The sequence below is a fragment of the Tropicimonas sp. IMCC34043 genome (genome assembly GCF_003390845.1).
Classification (GTDB): Bacteria; Pseudomonadota; Alphaproteobacteria; order Rhodobacterales; family Rhodobacteraceae; genus Tropicimonas.
Genome location: NZ_QMEK01000006.1, coordinates 157,334 through 175,551, shown reverse-complemented (window position 1 = coordinate 175,551; position 18,218 = coordinate 157,334). Strand labels below are relative to the sequence as shown.

The 18,218-nt window shown below is 66.6% G+C and carries 27 protein-coding genes and 1 tRNA gene; 8 read left to right on the top strand and 20 right to left on the bottom strand.

Features of this window, described 5'->3' with window-relative positions:
• Positions 1 to 11: 11 nt before the first annotated feature.
• From DQG17_RS18345 to DQG17_RS18300, 11 genes are read right to left on the bottom strand one after another with little or no spacing between them, the layout of a single operon-like run.
• The gene (locus DQG17_RS18345) at positions 12 to 1,436 is read right to left on the bottom strand and encodes a DNA cytosine methyltransferase (RefSeq protein ID WP_116134324.1); all 1,425 of its coding nucleotides are present in this window, start codon (positions 1,434 to 1,436) and stop codon (positions 12 to 14) included.
• Complete coding sequence (locus tag DQG17_RS18340; protein WP_116134323.1) at positions 1,433 to 2,008, bottom strand: class I SAM-dependent methyltransferase; 576 nt, start codon at positions 2,006 to 2,008, stop codon at positions 1,433 to 1,435. Before DQG17_RS18340 ends, DQG17_RS18345 begins: the two co-directional genes overlap by 4 nt.
• Entirely contained in the window at positions 2,001 to 2,369 is a 369-nt protein-coding gene (locus DQG17_RS18335) for a hypothetical protein (protein WP_116134322.1), read from the bottom strand. The genes DQG17_RS18340 and DQG17_RS18335 overlap by 8 nt, the downstream gene beginning before the upstream one ends.
• The gene (locus DQG17_RS18330; protein WP_116134321.1) at positions 2,366 to 2,617 is read right to left on the bottom strand and encodes a hypothetical protein; all 252 of its coding nucleotides are present in this window, start codon (positions 2,615 to 2,617) and stop codon (positions 2,366 to 2,368) included. The genes DQG17_RS18335 and DQG17_RS18330 overlap by 4 nt, the downstream gene beginning before the upstream one ends.
• Positions 2,618 to 3,772 (bottom strand): CHC2 zinc finger domain-containing protein, encoded by a 1,155-nt coding sequence (locus DQG17_RS18325; protein WP_116134320.1) that lies wholly within the window; start codon positions 3,770 to 3,772, stop codon positions 2,618 to 2,620.
• A gap of 4 nt (positions 3,773 to 3,776) precedes the next feature.
• The gene (locus tag DQG17_RS18320) at positions 3,777 to 4,037 is read right to left on the bottom strand and encodes a hypothetical protein (protein WP_116134319.1); all 261 of its coding nucleotides are present in this window, start codon (positions 4,035 to 4,037) and stop codon (positions 3,777 to 3,779) included.
• A gap of 1 nt (position 4,038) precedes the next feature.
• Positions 4,039 to 4,161, bottom strand: a complete 123-nt coding sequence (locus DQG17_RS22085) for a hypothetical protein (RefSeq protein WP_255415672.1) — start codon at positions 4,159 to 4,161, stop codon at positions 4,039 to 4,041.
• Entirely contained in the window at positions 4,158 to 4,796 is a 639-nt protein-coding gene (locus DQG17_RS18315) for a YfbR-like 5'-deoxynucleotidase (protein ID WP_116134318.1), read from the bottom strand. Before DQG17_RS18315 ends, DQG17_RS22085 begins: the two co-directional genes overlap by 4 nt.
• An 8-nt stretch (positions 4,797 to 4,804) precedes the next feature.
• Entirely contained in the window at positions 4,805 to 5,197 is a 393-nt protein-coding gene (locus tag DQG17_RS18310; protein ID WP_116134317.1) for a hypothetical protein, read from the bottom strand.
• Positions 5,194 to 6,054, bottom strand: a complete 861-nt coding sequence (locus DQG17_RS18305; protein WP_116134316.1) for a DUF6456 domain-containing protein — start codon at positions 6,052 to 6,054, stop codon at positions 5,194 to 5,196. Before DQG17_RS18305 ends, DQG17_RS18310 begins: the two co-directional genes overlap by 4 nt.
• The gene (locus tag DQG17_RS18300; protein ID WP_116134315.1) at positions 6,054 to 6,365 is read right to left on the bottom strand and encodes a hypothetical protein; all 312 of its coding nucleotides are present in this window, start codon (positions 6,363 to 6,365) and stop codon (positions 6,054 to 6,056) included. The genes DQG17_RS18305 and DQG17_RS18300 overlap by 1 nt, the downstream gene beginning before the upstream one ends.
• Positions 6,366 to 6,463: 98 nt before the next feature.
• Between DQG17_RS18300 and DQG17_RS21750 the strand changes: the two genes are divergently transcribed.
• On the top strand, positions 6,464 to 6,616 hold the full coding sequence (locus DQG17_RS21750) for a hypothetical protein (RefSeq protein WP_157973664.1): 153 nt from the start codon (positions 6,464 to 6,466) through the stop codon (positions 6,614 to 6,616).
• A gap of 26 nt (positions 6,617 to 6,642) precedes the next feature.
• Here the strand turns inward: DQG17_RS21750 and DQG17_RS18290 are convergent, their stop codons facing one another.
• Complete coding sequence (locus DQG17_RS18290) at positions 6,643 to 6,939, bottom strand: hypothetical protein (RefSeq protein ID WP_157973663.1); 297 nt, start codon at positions 6,937 to 6,939, stop codon at positions 6,643 to 6,645.
• Between the two features lie 285 nt (positions 6,940 to 7,224).
• On the opposite strand from DQG17_RS18290, the gene DQG17_RS18285 reads away from it, so the two are divergent.
• Positions 7,225 to 7,455 carry a helix-turn-helix domain-containing protein gene (locus DQG17_RS18285; RefSeq protein WP_116134312.1) on the top strand — a complete coding sequence of 77 codons (231 nt, stop codon included), beginning with the start codon at positions 7,225 to 7,227 and terminating at the stop codon, positions 7,453 to 7,455.
• Positions 7,456 to 7,458: 3 nt separating this feature from the next.
• A complete protein-coding gene (locus DQG17_RS21745; RefSeq protein ID WP_157973662.1) occupies positions 7,459 to 7,632 on the top strand; it encodes a hypothetical protein in 174 nt (57 codons plus the stop codon).
• Here the strand turns inward: DQG17_RS21745 and DQG17_RS18280 are convergent.
• The 7 genes from DQG17_RS18280 to DQG17_RS18260 all read right to left on the bottom strand — a co-directional run bounded on the left by DQG17_RS18280 (position 7,629) and on the right by DQG17_RS18260 (position 13,391).
• Complete coding sequence (locus tag DQG17_RS18280) at positions 7,629 to 8,999, bottom strand: DUF6538 domain-containing protein (protein ID WP_369908079.1); 1,371 nt, start codon at positions 8,997 to 8,999, stop codon at positions 7,629 to 7,631. The two genes, DQG17_RS21745 and DQG17_RS18280, sit on opposite strands and share 4 nt — an antisense overlap.
• Positions 8,989 to 9,177, bottom strand: a complete 189-nt coding sequence (locus DQG17_RS21740) for a hypothetical protein (RefSeq protein ID WP_157973660.1) — start codon at positions 9,175 to 9,177, stop codon at positions 8,989 to 8,991. The genes DQG17_RS18280 and DQG17_RS21740 overlap by 11 nt, the downstream gene beginning before the upstream one ends.
• A 139-nt stretch (positions 9,178 to 9,316) precedes the next feature.
• Positions 9,317 to 9,487, bottom strand: coding sequence for a hypothetical protein (locus DQG17_RS21735; RefSeq protein WP_157973659.1), 171 nt, complete (start codon positions 9,485 to 9,487; stop codon positions 9,317 to 9,319).
• 251 nt (positions 9,488 to 9,738) lie between these two features.
• Positions 9,739 to 9,815 (bottom strand) — tRNA-Arg (locus DQG17_RS18275).
• Positions 9,816 to 9,863: 48 nt separating this feature from the next.
• On the bottom strand, positions 9,864 to 11,270 hold the full coding sequence (locus tag DQG17_RS18270; protein ID WP_116134310.1) for a HAMP domain-containing sensor histidine kinase: 1,407 nt from the start codon (positions 11,268 to 11,270) through the stop codon (positions 9,864 to 9,866).
• A 14-nt stretch (positions 11,271 to 11,284) separates the two neighbouring features.
• Entirely contained in the window at positions 11,285 to 12,697 is a 1,413-nt protein-coding gene (locus tag DQG17_RS18265) for an NAD(P)/FAD-dependent oxidoreductase (protein ID WP_116134309.1), read from the bottom strand.
• Positions 12,698 to 12,701: 4 nt separating this feature from the next.
• Positions 12,702 to 13,391, bottom strand: coding sequence for a TVP38/TMEM64 family protein (locus DQG17_RS18260; RefSeq protein ID WP_369908077.1), 690 nt, complete (start codon positions 13,389 to 13,391; stop codon positions 12,702 to 12,704).
• 388 nt (positions 13,392 to 13,779) lie between these two features.
• Between DQG17_RS18260 and rpmH the strand changes: the two genes are divergently transcribed.
• Genes rpmH through yidD form a run of 3 tightly spaced genes read left to right on the top strand, consistent with a single transcriptional unit; the run spans position 13,780 to position 14,545 of the window.
• Positions 13,780 to 13,914 (top strand): 50S ribosomal protein L34, encoded by a 135-nt coding sequence (gene rpmH / locus DQG17_RS18255; RefSeq protein ID WP_104020418.1) that lies wholly within the window; start codon positions 13,780 to 13,782, stop codon positions 13,912 to 13,914.
• A 17-nt stretch (positions 13,915 to 13,931) separates the two neighbouring features.
• Positions 13,932 to 14,288 carry a ribonuclease P protein component gene (gene rnpA / locus DQG17_RS18250; RefSeq protein ID WP_116134307.1) on the top strand — a complete coding sequence of 119 codons (357 nt, stop codon included), beginning with the start codon at positions 13,932 to 13,934 and terminating at the stop codon, positions 14,286 to 14,288.
• Positions 14,285 to 14,545, top strand: coding sequence for a membrane protein insertion efficiency factor YidD (gene yidD, locus DQG17_RS18245; protein ID WP_116134306.1), 261 nt, complete (start codon positions 14,285 to 14,287; stop codon positions 14,543 to 14,545). Before rnpA ends, yidD begins: the two co-directional genes overlap by 4 nt.
• 33 nt (positions 14,546 to 14,578) lie before the next feature.
• Here yidD and DQG17_RS18240 read toward each other — a convergent pair whose 3' ends face one another.
• Complete coding sequence (locus tag DQG17_RS18240; RefSeq protein WP_116134305.1) at positions 14,579 to 15,526, bottom strand: alpha/beta hydrolase; 948 nt, start codon at positions 15,524 to 15,526, stop codon at positions 14,579 to 14,581.
• Between the two features lie 135 nt (positions 15,527 to 15,661).
• Here DQG17_RS18240 and ttcA point away from each other — a divergent pair, with 135 nt between their 5' ends.
• Both ttcA and DQG17_RS18230 read left to right on the top strand, forming a co-directional pair.
• Positions 15,662 to 16,531 carry a tRNA 2-thiocytidine(32) synthetase TtcA gene (ttcA, locus tag DQG17_RS18235; protein ID WP_116134304.1) on the top strand — a complete coding sequence of 290 codons (870 nt, stop codon included), beginning with the start codon at positions 15,662 to 15,664 and terminating at the stop codon, positions 16,529 to 16,531.
• 95 nt (positions 16,532 to 16,626) lie between these two features.
• Positions 16,627 to 18,165, top strand: coding sequence for a bifunctional diguanylate cyclase/phosphodiesterase (locus DQG17_RS18230; RefSeq protein WP_116134415.1), 1,539 nt, complete (start codon positions 16,627 to 16,629; stop codon positions 18,163 to 18,165).
• The last annotated feature ends 53 nt before the right edge of the window (positions 18,166 to 18,218 follow it).

The window sequence follows — 18,218 nt, the reverse complement described above, 5'->3', positions numbered from 1 at the left end:
GCCGGCCCACGTCACACCGGCCCGCCGGTGAAGGGCCGGAGCTCATGCGGCAAACCGAGCGCGCGGGCGAGAATCCAGCGCATCACCGGGACCGCCATCGAATTGCCCAATGCCTTGTATTGCAACCCGTCCGGCGCAACCTTTCCGCGCCACTCGATTGCGCAATGATCGTCGGGAAAGCCTTGCAGCCTGTGACATTCGACCGGCATCAGGCGGCGGACGAAAAAATGGGGCGCCTCAACGATCAGGGAATCGCACGTATCGACGTCGGTGCCGGGCGGACGGTCGCCGCCGGTGCGGTTTCCGCCAGCCCGCAATGTAGGCGAGACCGTTGCAGAATAGGAGACGGCCGGTGGATGCCCTCCCGATGCAAGGGTGTGACAGGGCGCGTCGGGAACTGTTCGCGTCCGGTTGATCGGACTTGTGACCTGCGTTGTATCGAAGGGGATGACACCGGCAATCGCCGGCGGAATCCCGGCGTTTGCATGGCTCGACGTATGCCCGCCAGCCCGCAGCGTCGGTGCAAGCGTTTCGTGCGCATCGGCGCCGTAATCCTTCGATGAAAACGCGACCATCGTTTCGGATTCCAGGCCGATCCGCCCCATTCCGCCAGCATTGAGGCAGTGCGAAACCTCGCCGGACGTCGAGATCACGCCGGCGGGGCCGATCTCGCGACCGATTCCAGCGCCGCGCGCAACAGCGGATGCAGCCGCTTTCCGCGCCGTTCGGCGCGCCTCAGAATCCCCGCGCAGGCCGTCGCGCTCAAATAGTACTGCGGCGGGATCTGGCCCGTCTCCAAGACTTGCGACAAGGAACACGCGGCGGCGGCGTTGGGCGCATCCGAAACGTTGAGCGTCGCGAACAATCCACGCGGCGCGCCCGCGCGGCCCGGCAACCATGCCCGCACCGGGCCAGCTCTTGCCGTCAGGTGTTCGCAATGGTTCGTCGCCGCCGACGAGTCCGGCCAGCAAACAGCCGAAGGCGTTTGTCCGGTCAGAGAGGACGCCGGGCACGTTTTCCCAGACCGTGAAGAGTCGCCCGTCGGGTTTTGCGTCTTGGATGGCATGGCAGATTTCCACGTATTTCAGGGTAAGGTTGCCGCGCGGATCGTCGAGCCCGGCGCGGTGCCCGGCGAGCGAAAACGCCTGACAGGGCGTCCCGGCGACCAGGACGTCGGGCAGCGGCAAGCCGTGCGCGCGGAATGTCTCGGGGCTTACCCCGGCCATGTCGCCCCACAACAGGCGCTCGCCCTGATTGTGCCCGGCCGGGTCGGAGAACCCGAAACGCTGCATCAGGACAGCCCGGGGAAATACTGCGATCTCGGACGCAAACCGCCAGTCGATTTCAGGGCAGGCTTCTTCCGGCGCTCCGATGCCGGAACAGAGTGTCGCGCCGACCGGAAACGCCGGAAGTGGAAGGTTGCGGAAATCCGTCATGCCGGACCCCCGTCGAGCCGTGCCGCATGGTCAGGCGATCGCCCCTTGAAGGACGGGCCGTCGCGGTGTGCGGCGTCGAACAGATACCACGCCGCGTTTTCCTTTCCGGCCTGCCCGTTGCCCTCCCATGACACGCGGCCGACGGCGACGATCGTCCGGCAAATCGCTTCGACCTCGCCGAAATATCCGTTGAACGCGAAGTCGCTTGCCAGCAACAGCCACACAGGCCGGAAGGCCGTGAAATGCCGGATCTGCCCGAGCACCGGCTCGCCAAAGCCGCCCGGCCGTGGCCATGGGCCATTCGTGATGAAGAAATCAACATCGGCGAGCGGCATCGGCGCGCCGAGATCCGCCCGGCCAATGCCGGGCGCCTTCGGTTCAATGTCGGAGGCATGGACGCACCGGACGTCCGGGCGTAGCGCTCGCAGGCCGGCGACCAGATCGCCGGCGCCGGCGCAGGGCTCGACATATCGCGCGCCACGCGGCAGCCACGGGCAAAGTGGCCGGATCGCGTCGAGCGGGGTCGGATAGAAGTCGCGCGGGCGTCGCGCAAAGCTCGATCGCTTACCCATGACGCACCCCGCGACGCAACAGGGCGACGAACAGCAGCGCGGACAGCAGAAGGACGGCTGCCGCCGGTGCCGGCGTGTCGGGAATGTACGGGGCGCAGACCCCGTGGCGCGGGGCGACGAACGTCGCCTCGCCCCACAGATGCCGCCGGCGCATCACGAATTGCACCCATTCCTCGCGGTCCGGATCATGCCGCAGCAAGGCCGCCAGCGCGCCCGGCGTCTCGGGCTCGAACCCCGTCGCACAGGTCCGCGGCGCCATCACGGGCTTGTCGGCCCGCGCGAATGCAGCGCCGAGGTTGCCCGCCGGAATGCAGGGGAAGCCGAGCGGATCGACCCCCAACAGATCGACGAGCGCCGTCATTGGCCGCGCCCCCGAACACCGACGATCCTGTCGCCAAGATCGCCGCAGAGCCCGGCAAGTTCGCTGCAAAGATCGGCCTCGGCGTTCCAGCCACGGCGGCGGCAATCGGCCTCCCGATCGAGAAGCCGTGCCGCGATTTCGAGACATTTTCTTGCCGCCTCAAGCCGTTCCGGAGGATAGCCCGTCAAGGCGCGCCAGTCGGTTCCGGCCGCGCGCGGGATCGGTCTGTGAAACACGTGGGTTCCCATTTAAAACTCTCCAAGCTTGGCAAGGTCCGCGAAATCGTCGTCGTGATCCCACCGCCCACGCGGGACGGCGAGGCGCACCCGGCGGACGTGGCGGGCGGTTTTCGCTTGCGCCCGCTCCGCATGGAGCCGGGCGGTTTCGGGGCATTTCGTCGACGGATCGGCGAGAATGATCGCCTCGGCGGTGCCTTCTGGCGGCAGCCATCCGGGTCGGGCGGCGCTGAAATCGGGGCGCGGCGACGGCAACGGCTTGCCGCTTCGGCCGGGCCTTCCGGGGCGGTGCGCGTGATCCTCGGGGCCGGCGAGCGCGCCGAGCGTCATGGCGCATTCGGCCGAGACCTGCGCCGCGGGAAAGCGCAGCCGCCATGCCGACAGCCCGGCAAGCGTCGTCTCGATCCCCTCGCCGACGATCATCAGATCGCCACCGCCGGGCGTCAGCATGATCGGCTGCCCAAAAATCTCGCCGGTCAGGCCAAGCATCTGTTTCGGCACCTTGCGGCCGGCCGCATCGCGCGCCCGGGCCGGGCCGTCGACCCATGTCCGGTGCACGCCGAAGAACCGGCGCCGGCCGATGAACGCGACCATTGCGGGGCCGCGGTGAAGGACCTCGCCCGAGGGCGAGAAGGCCGTCAGATCGGCGTGCAACCGCAGCGAGGGCGGCACGCCGCCGATCGGATCGAGCCGGACGCCACGGCCCGCCAGATAGGCGGCAAGGCGGGGATCGTCGGCCGAGGCCGCGCGCCAGATCGTCCAGGCCAGATCGAGCCGGCGGCGCGCCTCGCGTCCCGCCGCAGCCTCGGCCGCCGCGCGCCGGGCGCGGCGCTCGGACTCGAGTCGGCGGGCGCGCTCGGGGTCAGGCTTGCGCGCCAACCCCTCGCCGTCGGACAGATGCTTGACCGCCTCGACAAAGCCGAGCCCGTCGCGGGCCATCACGAAGTCGATCACGCTGCCCTTCGCGCCGCAGCCGAAGCAGTGGAAGACCCCGCCCTTGCCGCCCTTTTCGGTGACGTGAAACGACGCCGTGTCCTCGCCGTGCAGCGGGCATGGCGCCCACCAGTCGCCGCGGTCCGGCGCGGATTTGTGCCGGTCCCATGTCACAACCCTGTCGGCCTCGGCCCACAGCGAGACCGCCGCTTTCACGTCGTCGGACAGCGCCATGGGATCACACGCAGCCGGCGCGGAAGGCGTCGACACATTCCCCGATCCGCACCCAGCCGGGCGTGCGGCGGGATCGGAACTCGATCGGTTCTTCGGCTTTCGCGGTGAACAGATCGGGCGGGCGCACGCCCGATGCCTCGACGGCGGCTTGCATCAGGTCCGAGGCAAGGCGCGCCGCCTCGCCGGGCGTGAGCATGTCGTGAGAACCGATTGCCAGAAGGATTGCGCCCTTCGGCGTGACGGAAACGGCGGGACGGGCTGCCATGTCAGGACCTCCGCGGCTGGAATTTGTGGGATACGGGCGACAGCCGGACAAACAGCGCCGCGACGGCGCGCTGCCCGAACAGGGTCGCCCAGAGATCGAAGACGTCGGCGGGAAGGGGTGTCATCGTGAGACCTCCCAAAGCGCGCGCAGGGCGGCGTCCCGTTCCGCGGCGAGCCCCCATTCGGCGGCGAAGGTCACGAAGGACCAGGCGGCGTCATAGCGACACCGGAAGACCCCAGTTCGCTGGGGCGCGGGGACGCCGGGAAGCGCGACGCCGCGCGGGCCGAACTCATGCCATTCCGACGACAGCGCGATCCTGTCGGCGTCGCGAACGATCATGCGCATGTCGCACAGGGTCTCGGGATCGACGGTTTCGGTCAGGCCGAAGCGGCGGGCGATCACGGCGTCGAGCCGGTGCTCGATTTCGCGATAATCGGGGCAAAGCCGTTTGAGCGGGGTCGAGACGTCCGACATGAAGGCTTCGGTTGCGTCGTGCATCAGCGCCAGCAGCCCGAGCCGGTCGAGATCCATCGCCGGCGGGGCGATCTGGCGCGCCACGCGGGCGACGGCGATCGAATGCTCGGCGACCGAATAGGCATCGCGCAGAAGGCCGCCCCATCGCGGTTTCATGGCAAGACCGACGGCAATGTCGGCAAGCCGGATCGCCTCGGGGCGCGGGTCGGCGAAGTCGAGAAACCCGCCGCCGGTCCAGATTGCCGTGGGCGTCAGGTGATCGGGGAGTTGCGAAGCGTCAGACATGGGAAACCTCACAGAAGCGCGCCCTGCCGGGGCGCAGGTTGGGGACCTTTGGGAACGGGGCGGCGCTCGGGCGCAGAGGGTCGGCCGAGGATCTCGGCGACGCGGGGCGCAAGCGGCTTGTTCTGCGGTGTGAAGGGATAGGGCGCGCCGGCGGCACGCTCGATCCGGGCGATTGCCTGCGCCTCGCACTCGGCACCGAACGCGCAGATCCGCAGCCGGTCGGCTGGACCTTTCGGCGCGGGCTGTCCGGCCTCGGCCGCCTTGCGGCACGCCGCGACGTGGCGCGCGCGCATGTCGCGAATTGGCTTCGGATGCGCCGCCGCAAAGCCCGGCCAGCCGAGGAAGCACGGCGCCTCGGCCCGGCCGCAGACCATGCAGGCGCGCTTTGCCGGGGCATTCATTGCGCCAACCGCCAGGCGGCGAGGCGATCGAGGGCGATCGCGAGCACGAGCTTTGCCGACCGGCAGGGCCAACCCTCGGACTTCTCGATTTCCTCAAGCCCGTCGCCGGCGACGATGTAGCGTTTGAGCACCGTCGACAGATCCCGGCCGAGAACGTCGCGCGGGAATGTCCGCTCGGCGTCTTCGGGGTCGAGCGCGAACGCCTCGGCCAGACGGAACGCCTCGGCGCGCTGTTCATGTGTCAATCGGCTCGGGAGTTGCGCGCGCAGCCGCTCGGCCCCCTCGGGCCAGCGCCGGAACCCGGTGCGGCGCTGGGCGGCGTGGCACGGTGGAACGGGCGCGGCGCGGGCCGGACGCCCGACGACGACACTTGCCGCCGCTTCCGTCAGGACGAGCCGGGCAATCCCGCCTACGGCCCCGGCGCCGGCGGCGAGGCCGAGAAGGACCATCGCGAGCGCCACGGGCTTTTCGACCCCGCCGCAGGTTTTGCCGCGTGCCATGATCGCCGCACGCGCGTATTGATCCGACACGATGATCTCGGCGCCGGCACCGGCATGGCGCACGGCGTCAAGTGCCTCGCCCATGTCTGCGATCGACGTTCCGAGCATCTGCAACAGGACGTCGCGCCCATACCCGCGCGGCAAGCCGTTCGCCGGCGCCTGCGCCGCCCGGATCAGCGCTTCGAACACCAGCGACCATTCCGGACTGGTTTGCAGATCCTCGCAAAGCCGGACCCGGCGCAACACGGTCGACGGATGGACGCCGGTCGCGCGGGAGATCTCGCGGATGCCCTCGCCCCCGGCGACGTGCCGCAAATAGCTTTCGATCCAGGTGGGCTTGATCCGAAGGTCAGGCATCACGCTTCCCTCGCCTGAAAATGGAGCATCAATTCGAGGCGCCGCTTCGTGCTGGCACGGTCGCCCCGGGCGCGCGCCATGGCGGCGCCGTGGGCGTGAAAGACTTTCAGCAGGGCGTTGCGGGCGGACTCGGCCGCGGCGTGGTTGCGGGCCTCGGCGGCGCGGTTCCATTTCGCCGTGACGTGGCGCGAGTAACCGCGCAGTCGGAGCCCTTCGCCCCGGATCTCGGGAAGGCAGACCTTCCATCCGGCAAATTCGGCCGGGACAACCGGCACCGCGAGGCGGTTCGGGACGGGGAATTTCGCGGCCATCACGCAAGCCCCCCGGGGATCACGGACAGCGCGGCAGGCCCATCGGCGCGCGTGGACGCGGCGGCGCGGATCACGTCTGCGACGGCAAGGACGTGCACTTGGGAGGAATAGAGCGGATCACCGGCGCGGCGGCGGTCCTCGCACTCGGCTTCGATCTCAAGGGCGGCCGTGAGGGGATGGCGGGGGCGGCGATCCTCGGCGACGACATGCCGGGCCGCCTGAACCAGAAGGCGCGGGCGCCGCAGGGATGACAGGCGGGCATCGACCGCGCGCCCGGTCATTGCACGAAACTCCGGAACGGCGAGATCAGCGGCACCAACTGCCCGAGCACGAACTCGCGGCCGGCATCGGTCGCGACATGGCTCGGCACGTCCGCGTGCGGGTTGCGCGTGGCGAAATCGGCCTCGACGGCCGCGGCGATCGCAAGCGCCAGATCGGCCGGGTCCAGCCCGGACGCCACGGAAAGATGGACTCGGCGTTGTTCGGCCGATTCCATCTGGCAGACGAACGTCAGAAGACGTGCGTTGGAAAACTTGAAGTGCGCGAGAGAGGTGCCCCCCGCAAGTGCCGTCACTGGCATGTCCGCAACCTCCGATGTGTCGGGTTGCGTCCGGTCTACATGGATCTGTTGCGGGAATGGATACTCAAACCGAGTCGGAAAAGGAAGAATATTTTCCTAAGTGTGTGTCATTCTGCGCCACGTAACGTCACCTTTTCAAGGTTACGCTACGATCTACCATTGTATGATAGTATTTTCCGCAAAGTTGCTCGATTTAATGTTGCGGGAATGTACTGCGAAGTCTAACCCTGTGCTTGGGGTTGGTGGTGCTTCCCTCTCACTGGCAAGGACGGCAAAGGAATGACTACCACAGGACAGGCGCGGACCGATCGGGAGTGCATTACGCTTGAGCTCGAAGGCCGGGCGCTTGCGGAAATCATCAAGGAGGCCGAGCGCGCCGTGATCGTTCACGCGCTCAATGTGACCGGAGGAAATCGCGCCAGGGCGGCGGATATCCTCGGGATCACGGCCCCGACGCTTCGCAACAAGCTTGCAGGATACAACATCAAGGCAACCTTTTCGGTCGCGTGATCCATGGCTTCGGATGAAGACCTCGGCCGCGCGATGCGGATTGCCGCGCGCATCATTCAGGAGGGCGATCACTACGCCTTGCCGTTGTTCCAGCGGCTTGAAGAGGAAGCGAGACGTCGCAAGAGTGACCGGGACGCACTGGCGCGCGTGCTGGCGATCAGAGCGGACGTGGCCTAGTCGCCGATGGCATCGTCGTCGCCCGCATCCGGAAGCGCGACCTTCCTAAGCGCAGCAAGACGCCCCTTAAGCGCACCGCCCTCCCCATATCTCGGCCGGGCATAGCGGTGCCCGAGAATGTCGGCGCGCACGCGATCGTCGATCCCGGCCTCAAGGAGCCGATCTTCGAGGGCGTGGCGCAGCGAGTAGGGCGTATGCCGATCCGTCTCGCGCAGGTTGTGCGCTCGCAGGTGCTTTGAGACCGCCGCCGACCAGCCGTTCGACTTGTGCGCATACCTCTTGATGCCACCGCGCTCGGCGATCCGCTTCGCGGCGTCCAGCGACACGCCGGTCAGCGGAATATCCCGTTCGGTGTGCTCGACCTTCAATTCGCGCCCATGCGGCGCGACGCGAAAGAACGGGATCGGGGCGTCGACCATGAAGTCGGCGGGCGGGGCGTCGGTGATTTCTGAGGGTCGCAGGCCGGTGTTGACCATCATCAACAGCACGTCGCGCGCTTCGTCATTCAGGGCGTCGAAAGCGTCGGGCGCCAGAAGCTTGTCCTCGATCCATTCCGTCGAGAATGGCGGCGTGCGATTGTCACCCCGACCCTTGAGGCGCAGGCCGGCGAACGGGTTGTCGATCTCGCGATCTTTCAGCTTCGACCACTCGGACAGGATGCGCGACAGGTATCCGATATTCCGGTTGGCGGCCGAGGCCGTCAGGCCGTCCGCCTCGATCCGCTTCGACCACCATTCGCGATAGGCCAGCGCGTGCGCGCGCTCAATCTTGTTCACCGGCAAGGGGCTGCTAGGAAAGCGAAGATCTTTGGCGATAACGGCGTTGAAGCTCTCAATTGCCTGCCGGCGCGATCGTTCCCACCGCTGCGCCTGCGCCGCCGATTTGCCGGCACGGTCCGTTCGGGTCATTTCCCGCCAATCGTCGAAAACCTGCTCGAAGGTCGGCGCAACCTCGGCGACGTTGCCGAGAAGTGCGGCCCGGACTTCGGGGGCCGCGATCTCACCGCCGGACTTTGCCAGGGCGAGAAGCCGCGAAACGATTTCGTCTATGTCGGAACTCGCGAGCGCTGCCGTTGGCATGTAATGGAAGCCGCGCGCCGCGGCCAGCTTGCGCGCCGCCTCATAGTGCCGATGCGCGTCCGCCGTCCGACCGGCCGCAAGCGCTTCCCACTCGGCCAGAATCTCGCGCTCGACCTCGGCCGCCTTGCGGTTGGCTTCCAGCAAGGAATCGGTGCGCAAAGCGTGTCTGACCTGACTTACAGGCTTTCCATTCGCGCCCAGAACCAATCCGGAAAATTCCCGAGGAACCCTCTTCACGAAGTAATATCGGCCACGGTCGAGCGTTACGCCGGGATACCTACTCGCCATTGCACGGGCTTTCGCATGGTTTCCAAGGAAAAATGGGCGGCACCGCCGCATATTCTGCGACATAATGCCAATCCCGCAACAATCCCGCAAGAGGAGTCCCGTCCAAGGTTAAGAAGGTTTCCCATGACGATGGAAGCTCGGCCACTTCGGCCACTTCGGCCGCTTCAACGAACGCCATTCTTCGCGCCTTGCCCCCAATGAAGACGTCGACGAGTTAGGTGGGCCAAATCGGAACAAGACGCGCGCCATTTGGGGAACTGAAGGCTGCAAACGAAAAAGGGCGCCCGAAGGCACCCTATGTGGGGAATGGCGGCAACTCAGTGGAAAATGGCGAGGATCTTGGCCGCGAAGTAAATGCAGGACAGAATCAAGATCACCCGCCCCCAGATTCCCGGGCTCCCGGTGTCGGGCCGATCCTCAGGAAGCTCGACCTCGGGCTCGGCAGGCTCCCGGTCGGAGCTTTTGGCGTTGCGATGCCGGTCGATCATTCTGCGCCCTTCTGCCGGCTCGAGTCGGGACCGTTGGGCCACGGCACCGCGAACCTTTTCGACAACAGCACCCTGTCGGCCGTGCTGCCATCTTGCAACCGCAGACCGACGATTCCGTCAGAACACATGTTGCGGGAAAAATGCGGGAATTGTTGCGGGAAGCCGATGCTCGTCTCGCCACATAACCGCCGAAATTCCAAAATTAAATTAGGAATTTCAGGCAGTTATCGGGATCTTCTGATCGAGAATTGTGGCGCGCTGGGGAGGATTCGAACCCCCGACCCCTTGATTCGTAGTCAAGTACTCTATCCAACTGAGCTACCAGCGCGTGAGGCGGTCAGATAGCTTCCCATAGAGGGGGATGCAAGGGGCAAATTCAGATTTGCGCGTCATCGGGCGAAACCACCGCCTTCGGAAGGAAGATGGCAAAGGCCGTGCCGTCGGGTCCGGTGCGCAGCAGATCCAGCTTGCCGCCGTGGCCGCGCACCAGATCGGCCGAGATCGCGAGGCCGAGGCCCGAGCCGCCCTTGCGGGTGCCGCCCTGGAACGGCTGGAACAGGTATTCCCGCGCCTTGGGTGGCAGGCCGGGGCCGGTGTCGGTGACGGTCAGCGTCCAGCCCTGGTCGCTCTCGTCGGCCCCGACGCAGACTTCGCCCTCCTTGCCGGTTGCCGCTATCGCCTGGCGGGCGTTGCGCACCAGGTTCGAGATCACCCGGTGCAGCTGTTCGGGATCGGCGCGCAGGAACAGGCCGGCCGGCACATCCTCGGCGAAACTGATGTCGTCGGATTGTGCGGCGAGGCGTTCGTTCTCGATCACGTCGTGGATGATCGGGGCGAGGGCGATGTGTTTCAGTTGCGGTGCGGGTTCCTCGGCCTTGCCGAAGGCGAGGGTCGATTCGCACAGCGACACGGCGCGCGAGATCGAGGCGACGAGTTTCGGTGCCGCACGTTGCACCGCCGGGTCCTGGCTTTGATCCATCCGGTCGGCGAACAGCTGCGCCGTGGTCAGGATATTGCGCAGATCGTGGCTGATCTTGGCCACCGCGGCGCCAAGCTGGGCCAGCCGTTCCTTTTGTCGCAGCGCACCGGTCAGATCCTTTTGCAGGCTCTGCAGCGCGTCCTCGGCCTCGCGCAGTTCCAGCACCTTGGCGGTCGGGACGATGATCCGGCGCGCATCCTCGGGGGCGGCGGCATAGCTTTGCATCGCAGCCACCACCCGGTGGATCGGCGTCACCAGCAGCCGGCGCACCGACAGGAACAGCAACAGCGCCGTGACGCCGGAAATCACTGCCGACAGCAGCAGGATGCGCAGGCCATAGCGCACCATCTCGTCGCGCATCTCGTCGGTCTTCATCGTAACCTCGATCAGCAGACCGGCGCTCTGCACCGGATTGCCGATCACCCGGATCACCTGATCCCGCGGGTCGAGCAGACAGGCCAGCGCATCGCGGATCAGTTCGAAGGCGCCGGCGTCGCGCAGATCGAAGGTGGCGTGGATCGGCGCCGGGATCGGCGAGGAGAGCATGAGCTGGCGCATCTCGTCGCGCCTGAGCACCACGTTCAGCACGCCTGCGTTCTCCAGCAATTCGGCCTCGAGCTTGTCGTCGATCATCCCGTCGGTGGCCAGCAGCGCCAGCGAGGCAATCTGGGCCCGCTCCAGTCGCGACAGCAGGAAATCCTCGCGGTACCGGGCGATCGAGGGCACGAAGATCAGCACTTCGGCCAGCATCACGAAGGCCGCCGTCAACAGCAGGAATCGACCGGAGAGCGAATTGAGGAACATGGGGTGGGCGGACCTCAGGGGATATGGCGCTGGACGAAAGCCACCACCTTCTTCACCAGAGGACTATCAAAGAGACGCGGCGAGAAATAGGCCCCCGCCGCGCGCTTGTTGATCTCGCCCAGCGTCGGATAGGGCAGCACCGTGTCCGACACTGCCTTGAGCTTCAGCCGGTTGGCCAGAACCAGTGCCCATGGGGCAATCAGTTCGCCCGCGTCGGGCCCGAGGATCGAGACGCCGACGGGGCGCCCACGCAGCACCATCAGCTTGAGCTGTCCCGCGGTCGTGTCCTGTGCCACGGCGCGGTCATTGCCGCCAAAGGGGACGCGCAGAACCTCAAGCCGCGCGCCATGCTGCGCGCGCGCCTCGGCCTCGGTCGGGCCGATCTGCGCCAGTTCGGGGTCGGTATAGGTAACGCGGGGGATGTGATCGTGCCGCGCCTTTGCGGGCAGACCGAACAGGATGCTGCGGGCTATGACCGAGGCGTGATAGCCCGCCAGATGGGTGAACTGGCCCTGACCCGCGACATCGCCGATGGCATAGACGCGCCGATTGGTGGTGCGCAGGCCCGCGTCGACCGTGATGCCGCGGCGGTCGTGGCGGATCCCCGCCGTATCGAGCCCCAGATCGCCGGTATTCGGGACCCGGCCCGCGGCGACCAGCAGATGGCTGCCGGCAACCGGCCCGCCCGAGGTCTCGGCCACGACCTCGCCCGTCAGTGTCCGCACCCGTTCCACCAATGTCTGTTCCAGGATCTCGATCCCCTCGGCCCGCAGCGCATCGGTCAGCGGCACCGCCAGGTCGGGATCCTCGCGGCCAAGCGCGCGCGCGGCCTCGATCACCGTCACCCGTGCGCCAAGCCGGCGGAATGCCTGCGCCATCTCCAGGCCCACAGGCCCTCCGCCCAGTATTATCAGGTGTTCGGGCAGCGCCTGCAGGTCGAACAGCGTCTCGTTGGTCAGATAGGGTGCGTCGGGCAGCCCCGGAACCGGCGGAACCGCGGGCGACGAGCCGGTGGCGATGACAAAGCGGCGGGCCGTGATAGCACAGGCTTTGGTCTCGACCCGGTCAGGTGCCACGAACCGGCCATGTGCCCGGATCACCCGCACCCCGAGGCCTTCGAACCGCTCTTGGCTGTCATGCGGCGCGATGGTGGCGATGGCGCCGCGAACGTGGCCCATGACCTCGGCGAAGTTGACGGACGGCTCTTGCCCCTTGATGCCGAGGCCCCCGGCACGGATGCCCTGCGCCCGGTTTGCCGCCGCGATCAGCGCCTTTGAGGGAACGCACCCGGTGTTGAGGCAATCGCCCCCCATCGCGCCACGTTCGAGCAGCACCACGCTGGCACCCATCTGGGCGGCGCCGGCGGCAAGTGACAGCCCCGCCGAACCGGCCCCGAGGATGCAAAGGTCGCAGGAAATCTGTTCCATGATCTCAAGGCTCCCGCGGTGAAAATCGCGATTTTAAAACGATGGGAAGCGCGACCAAAAGGCAAAGCCCGAGGATCGGCAACAGAACCGGCGCGGTAAGGATAAGACCGGGATCCGGCATCTCTCCGGCCGTGAACACGTGGCCAAGCCCGGAGCCCGCAGAGGTATAGACCAATGCCGCAGGGATGATGCCGAGGAACGTCGTGATCGCAAAGCGGCCCAGCGGCACCCCCACCAGCGCCGGGATCAGGTTTGCAACGAAGAACGGCACCAGCGGCATCAGCCGGATCAGGAACAGCATTTCCCACTGGTTTGCGTCGATCCCGCGCTTGATCCGCTTCACCCGACCGTCGGTTGCGTCCATCCGCGCCGCCAATGCGTCGCCGAACCCGTGGCGCGCAGCGCAGAACAGCGCGATTGCGCCCAGCGTCGCCGCGCTGACGTTGAACAACACGCCCGGGAATACCCCGAACAGATAGCCACCCGTCAATGTCGCGAGCGTTGCCCCCGGCAGGCTGAAGGTCACCATCGCGGCATAGGCGACAATGAACAGGGTCACTGCCGCCAGATAATGGGCATCGCGCAACTGGATCAGCGCCTCGCGATGGTTCGCCAGCGCTTCGAAGCTCAGCCTGTCATGCAGCAGGATGGCCCCTGTAACCGCGACGACAATCAACACTCCAAAGGGCAGCATCCGCCGCACAACCGACTTCGGCCCGGGACGCGGTGCACTGCGGGAGGGCTCGACGGGTTCGCACATGGGCGGGGCGGCTTTCGGTTTCGGGGCACGGCGCCCGGCGTCGGATGTATTGAAGATGCCGCCTTGTGACGGCCTGCGACAGGGGCTTCACGGCTGCTTGAACGCGCGCTGGCGGTTTCGTGACAAAGGGGCGATAACAGAGCCGGTCCGGGGGCGGATTGAAACATCCGGCGGCATCGCAGGGTAGGGATGTTTCAGGAAATCGCCTGCGGGCCGATTGACTCGGTCCGGGTTCCCCCGTAAAGGCCGGGCTTCGAGTTACACGAGCCTTCGAATCCGCCGCTGGATTTGGGCCAATCAGCTGCATGACGGAGACGGAGCGATGAAACGCACCTTTCAACCCTCGAACCTGGTTCGCAAGCACCGCCACGGCTTTCGCGCCCGTATGGCGACCAAAGCCGGCCGCAAGATCCTGAACGCTCGCCGCGCCCGCGGCCGGAAATCGCTGAGCGCGTGAGGCCCGGGGCGGCCGCCATGGCCACCCTGACCAAGCGTGCGGATTTTCTGGCAGCGGCCCGTGCCGGACGCGCCGGAACGCCCGGATTTTTGTTGCAGGCGCGCAAGCGCCGGCCCGACGAAGCCGATCCGACGATGGTCAGGGTCGGCTTTACCTGTTCCAAGAAGGTCGGCAATGCCGTTGCCCGCAACCGAGCTAAGCGCCGGCTGCGGGCTATTGCGCGCGAGGTGCTGCCCGCGCTGGGCCAGCCGGGCTGGGACTATGTGCTGATCGGCAAGTCGGGTGTTACCGCAGAACGTCCCTTTGTGGCGCTGCACGACGATCTCCTGCAGGCGCTGGCACGGGTTCACGCCGCCCGCCGTGGCCCGCAATGAGCCCCGCCGCCTGGATCCTTGCCCTGCCGATTCGCGGCTACCGGCTGATCTTCAGCCCCTGGGTCGGGTACAACTGCCGTTATCAGCCGACCTGTTCGGCCTATGCGCTTCAGGCGCTCAGCACCCACGGGGCAATCCGCGGCGGCTGGATGGCGCTGAAACGGATTGCCCGCTGCAACCCCTGGGGCAGTTGCGGATATGATCCCGTTCCGGGAACCGACCACGACCACGACGCGCCGAACCGCACCCCCCATTGAGCCTTTGCTCTGTATTCCCCGGGGCCGAACGGCCTAGGGACGGAGCGCCAGATTGCCCTTGTCGGTCAGCGCCCGGGTCGGGATCTCGTGGCGGTCGAGGTGGCCGCGCACCGTGTGCCAGACATCTTCCAGCACCCGCGGATCGTCGAAGTACCAGGTATGGGCGGCGTTGATGCCGCCGCCATACTCGCCCTTGTGGGCCTCGTAGCAGGCGCCGCAATAGACGTTCACCGCCGTCCCGGGCACCAGAGGCGGCAGGCCGATGCGTCCGGCCCGCGGGGCCACCCCGACCCGCTTCACGTTCGACACCGACAGCACGTTGTCGAGCGGGTTGTAATAATTCGTCAGCCGCACGCTATGGCGATAGAGCGACGAGCTTTTCGGGTTTCCGGCCGCCAGCGAACCCTGCGAGATATCGGCCGCGACCAGGATCACCTGACTTACCGACCAGCTGTGGCGGGCAATGCCTGGGCGGTCGTCGGCATCGTCGAAGGCCTCGCGCACCACATAGCAGCCCATGGAATGGGCCAGGATATGCAGGTTGATCCGGCAATCGGGGCGTTGGAGCGCGGCAAACGACCTTATCCCCTCGTCCACCAGCTTCAATGCCGTCTGCTTGGCATCGGTCCGGTCCTCCAGATAATTCAGCGCCGAACTGGCCGAGGGCCAGTCGAAGCTGACCACGACGCCTGCGAACCCCTGCGCCTCGAGCCCGGCGCGGATCTTGCGCTGGCGCGCCAGCATCGTCGTCTGATCGTTGTTGAAGCCATGCACATAGAACACGATGTCGCCGCGCGGCATCCCGTTGTCGAGGCCCGACTCGGCCTCTTCCAGCACCTTCTTCAGCCATGCCGTCTTGGCGATCCGGTGTTGCGGCCCCGGGTTCGCGACATTGCCCGGCACCGCCAGAAAATGGCTTGCCCCCGGTTCGTCGCTGAACGCTCCGTTGCGAATGCTTCTGACACAGAACACGTAATCCATGGCGCGGCCCTCCCCGATCGGCTGTGGATGCCCTATTGTGCCTTCGTCCGGCCAACCTGCAAAGCTGTTTGCCTGCGGCTGCCAAGCTGGCATAAGGCGCGCAATCCACCCTGAACCGTTTCCGGAAAGAGAACTTTGCTCGACGATCTCGACGATATCCATCCGCTGTTCCACGGCGCCCCCTCGACCACCGAGTTCCGCAAGCTCCGCAAGCGGATCGTGCGCGACGTGCGCGAGGCGATCGAGCAATACGGCATGATCGAACGCGGGGCGCGCTGGCTTGTGTGCCTGTCGGGCGGCAAGGACAGCTATACGCTGCTTGCGGTGCTGCACGAATTGCAGTGGCGCGGGTTACTGCCGGTCGAGCTGCTGGCCTGCAATCTCGATCAGGGCCAGCCCGGGTTTCCGGCAACCGTCCTGCCCGAATTCCTCGACCGCATGGGCGTGCCGCACCGGATCGAATATCAGGACACCTATTCCATCGTCATGGACAAGGTGCCGGCAGGGCGGACCTATTGCGCGCTCTGTTCGCGGCTGCGGCGTGGCAACCTCTATCGCATCGCGCGTGAGGAGGGCTGCTCGGCGGTGGTGCTGGGTCACCACCGGGACGACATCCTCGAGACGTTTTTCATGAACCTGTTTCACGGCGGCCGGCTTGCCACCATGCCGCCGAAGCTGGTGAACGAGGAGGGCGATGTTTTCGTCTATCGGCCGCTGGCCCATGTGGCCGAGGCCGATTGCGCGCGATTTGCCGCCGCGATGAACTATCCGATCATCCCCTGCGATCTCTGCGGCAGCCAGGACGGGCTGCAGAGACAGCAGGTCAAGGCGATCCTCGACGGTTGGGAAAAGACCAGCCCGGGTCGACGGCAAAAGATGTTCCGGGCGCTGATGAACGCGCGCCCCTCGCATCTTCTCGATCCCGCGCTGTTCGATTTCGCGGGCCTGGTGCGCGACCCCGGTCGCAGCGCCCTTTTGGATCCGACGGGTTTTGACGCGAATTGACGGCAAACAGGGGCAGGACGTTAAGACCCTGATGAGTCGTCTTTCATAGCTTGGCTGCGACAGGCGCCGTTGCGTCAATACGAGGAACCATGCCGATGTTCGGGTTTGACGGCCGTTTCCGCCATGCAGGCCGGGGGCTATTTCATGCGGCAACACAGCCGCAGGCTCTGGCATTTGTGCCGGCTTTCATGCTCGGCGGTCAGTGGCTGGGCGGCGAGGCGGTCATGATGGTCCTTGCGATGTCGCTGCCGGCCCTCGTGCTGCTTGGCAAGGGGGACACGCGCGAACGCCGCGCCGCCCCCGAAGACGGGCTGACGGGCCTTGCCACCCGCTCCCAGCTGCTGGCGCGACTGAACGAGGTGCTCGAGAATTTCGAGGGCCGGGGGCAATCCACCATCGTCTTCGTGGTTCAGATCGACGATTTCGCCGAACTTTCCGAAAATCTGGGATCGGCCGGGGCCGAGGCGGTGATCCGCCAGACCGCCGAGCGGGTCAATTCCGTCGTCCGCCCCGGCGATATTGCCGCCCGTCTCATCGATCACCGCTTCGCGCTCTGCCTCAGCCCGATCCGTCAGGCCAGCGTCGAGATCGGCGTGCGGGTGGCAGAACGGTTGCAGGCCGCGATTGCCGAGCCGATGGCTCTCGACGCCGCAACCCTGCACATATCGGCCTCGGTCGGGTTCTGCCTGACCCGTCGCGCCCCCGAACGCCGCCCCGAGGTCATTCTCGAGGCCGCAGAGATCGCCATGGACGACGCACGCCGCGCCGGCAGCGGGTCGATCCGCGCCTATTCTCCCGAGATGCGCGAAGCCCTGCAATTGCGCAGCGGGATGGCCGAGGACATCCTGAAGGCCTTTGACCGCGGTCAGATCCGGGCCTGGTTCCAGCCCCAGATTGCGGTCGAGAGCGGCCGGGTCTCGGGGGTCGAAGCGCTGGCTCGCTGGCAGCACCCGGTTCGCGGCACGCTGCCTCCGGGCGATTTCCTGGAGACGATCGAGGCCGCCGGCCTTCTTGAACGCCTTGGCGAGGTGATGTTGACCGAGGGGCTGACCGCCCTGCGCCGCTGGGATGCGGCCGGCTACCGCGTGCCAAGGATCGGCATCAATTTTTCCGCCGCCGAACTCAGAAATCCGCGCCTGCTCGACCGCATCCGCTGGGAACTCGACCGCTTCGATCTGACCGCAGACCGGCTTGCGGTCGAGATCCTCGAAACCGTCGTGGCCGAGACCGGCAACGACACGATCGGCCGCAATATCGCGGGGCTCGCGACAATGGGCTGCATGGTCGATCTGGACGATTTCGGAACCGGGCACGCCTCGATTGCGCATATCCGCCGCTTCGCGGTCAGCCGGATCAAGATCGATCGCTCTTTTGTGACCCATGTCGATTCCGATCCGGGCCAGCGGCGGATGGTGGCCGCCATCCTGTCCATGGCCGCCGAACTTGGCCTTGAAACCCTTGGCGAGGGGGTCGAGACGGGCGGCGAGCTTGCCACGTTGCAACAGCTCGGATGCACCCATCTGCAAGGCTTTCACCTTGCAAGGCCAATGTCCTTTGCCGACACCAGCGCATGGCTCGCAGCCGAACGCGACCACCGCGGCGCGCCCGAGGGCACCGGCCTGCCGGGCGTCTGAAGCGGCCGCGCAACCTCTGCCGCGCCTGCGTGCCACGGTTGGAAAAGGGGGAA

Excerpts from the sequence above, each read along its gene's own strand:
- DQG17_RS18345 (WP_116134324.1), bottom strand. The coding sequence starts at position 1,436 with ATGACGGATTTCCGCAACCTTCCACTTCCGGCGTTTCCGGTCGGCGCG.
- DQG17_RS18340 (WP_116134323.1), bottom strand. The coding sequence starts at position 2,008 with ATGGGTAAGCGATCGAGCTTTGCGCGACGCCCGCGCGACTTCTATCCG.
- DQG17_RS18335 (WP_116134322.1), bottom strand. The coding sequence starts at position 2,369 with ATGACGGCGCTCGTCGATCTGTTGGGGGTCGATCCGCTCGGCTTCCCC.
- DQG17_RS18330 (WP_116134321.1), bottom strand. The coding sequence starts at position 2,617 with ATGGGAACCCACGTGTTTCACAGACCGATCCCGCGCGCGGCCGGAACC.
- DQG17_RS18325 (WP_116134320.1), bottom strand. The coding sequence starts at position 3,772 with ATGGCGCTGTCCGACGACGTGAAAGCGGCGGTCTCGCTGTGGGCCGAG.
- DQG17_RS18320 (WP_116134319.1), bottom strand. The coding sequence starts at position 4,037 with ATGGCAGCCCGTCCCGCCGTTTCCGTCACGCCGAAGGGCGCAATCCTT.
- DQG17_RS22085 (WP_255415672.1), bottom strand. The coding sequence starts at position 4,161 with ATGACACCCCTTCCCGCCGACGTCTTCGATCTCTGGGCGACCCTGTTC.
- DQG17_RS18315 (WP_116134318.1), bottom strand. The coding sequence starts at position 4,796 with ATGTCTGACGCTTCGCAACTCCCCGATCACCTGACGCCCACGGCAATC.
- DQG17_RS18310 (WP_116134317.1), bottom strand. The coding sequence starts at position 5,197 with ATGAATGCCCCGGCAAAGCGCGCCTGCATGGTCTGCGGCCGGGCCGAG.
- DQG17_RS18305 (WP_116134316.1), bottom strand. The coding sequence starts at position 6,054 with ATGCCTGACCTTCGGATCAAGCCCACCTGGATCGAAAGCTATTTGCGG.
- DQG17_RS18300 (WP_116134315.1), bottom strand. The coding sequence starts at position 6,365 with ATGGCCGCGAAATTCCCCGTCCCGAACCGCCTCGCGGTGCCGGTTGTC.
- DQG17_RS18285 (WP_116134312.1), top strand. The coding sequence starts at position 7,225 with ATGACTACCACAGGACAGGCGCGGACCGATCGGGAGTGCATTACGCTT.
- DQG17_RS21745 (WP_157973662.1), top strand. The coding sequence starts at position 7,459 with ATGGCTTCGGATGAAGACCTCGGCCGCGCGATGCGGATTGCCGCGCGC.
- DQG17_RS18280 (WP_369908079.1), bottom strand. The coding sequence starts at position 8,999 with ATGGCGAGTAGGTATCCCGGCGTAACGCTCGACCGTGGCCGATATTAC.
- DQG17_RS21740 (WP_157973660.1), bottom strand. The coding sequence starts at position 9,177 with ATGGCGTTCGTTGAAGCGGCCGAAGTGGCCGAAGTGGCCGAGCTTCCA.
- DQG17_RS21735 (WP_157973659.1), bottom strand. The coding sequence starts at position 9,487 with ATGATCGACCGGCATCGCAACGCCAAAAGCTCCGACCGGGAGCCTGCC.
- DQG17_RS18270 (WP_116134310.1), bottom strand. The coding sequence starts at position 11,270 with ATGTTCCTCAATTCGCTCTCCGGTCGATTCCTGCTGTTGACGGCGGCC.
- DQG17_RS18265 (WP_116134309.1), bottom strand. The coding sequence starts at position 12,697 with ATGGAACAGATTTCCTGCGACCTTTGCATCCTCGGGGCCGGTTCGGCG.
- DQG17_RS18260 (WP_369908077.1), bottom strand. The coding sequence starts at position 13,391 with ATGCTGCCCTTTGGAGTGTTGATTGTCGTCGCGGTTACAGGGGCCATC.
- rpmH (WP_104020418.1), top strand. The coding sequence starts at position 13,780 with ATGAAACGCACCTTTCAACCCTCGAACCTGGTTCGCAAGCACCGCCAC.
- rnpA (WP_116134307.1), top strand. The coding sequence starts at position 13,932 with ATGGCCACCCTGACCAAGCGTGCGGATTTTCTGGCAGCGGCCCGTGCC.
- yidD (WP_116134306.1), top strand. The coding sequence starts at position 14,285 with ATGAGCCCCGCCGCCTGGATCCTTGCCCTGCCGATTCGCGGCTACCGG.
- DQG17_RS18240 (WP_116134305.1), bottom strand. The coding sequence starts at position 15,526 with ATGGATTACGTGTTCTGTGTCAGAAGCATTCGCAACGGAGCGTTCAGC.
- DQG17_RS18230 (WP_116134415.1), top strand. The coding sequence starts at position 16,627 with ATGTTCGGGTTTGACGGCCGTTTCCGCCATGCAGGCCGGGGGCTATTT.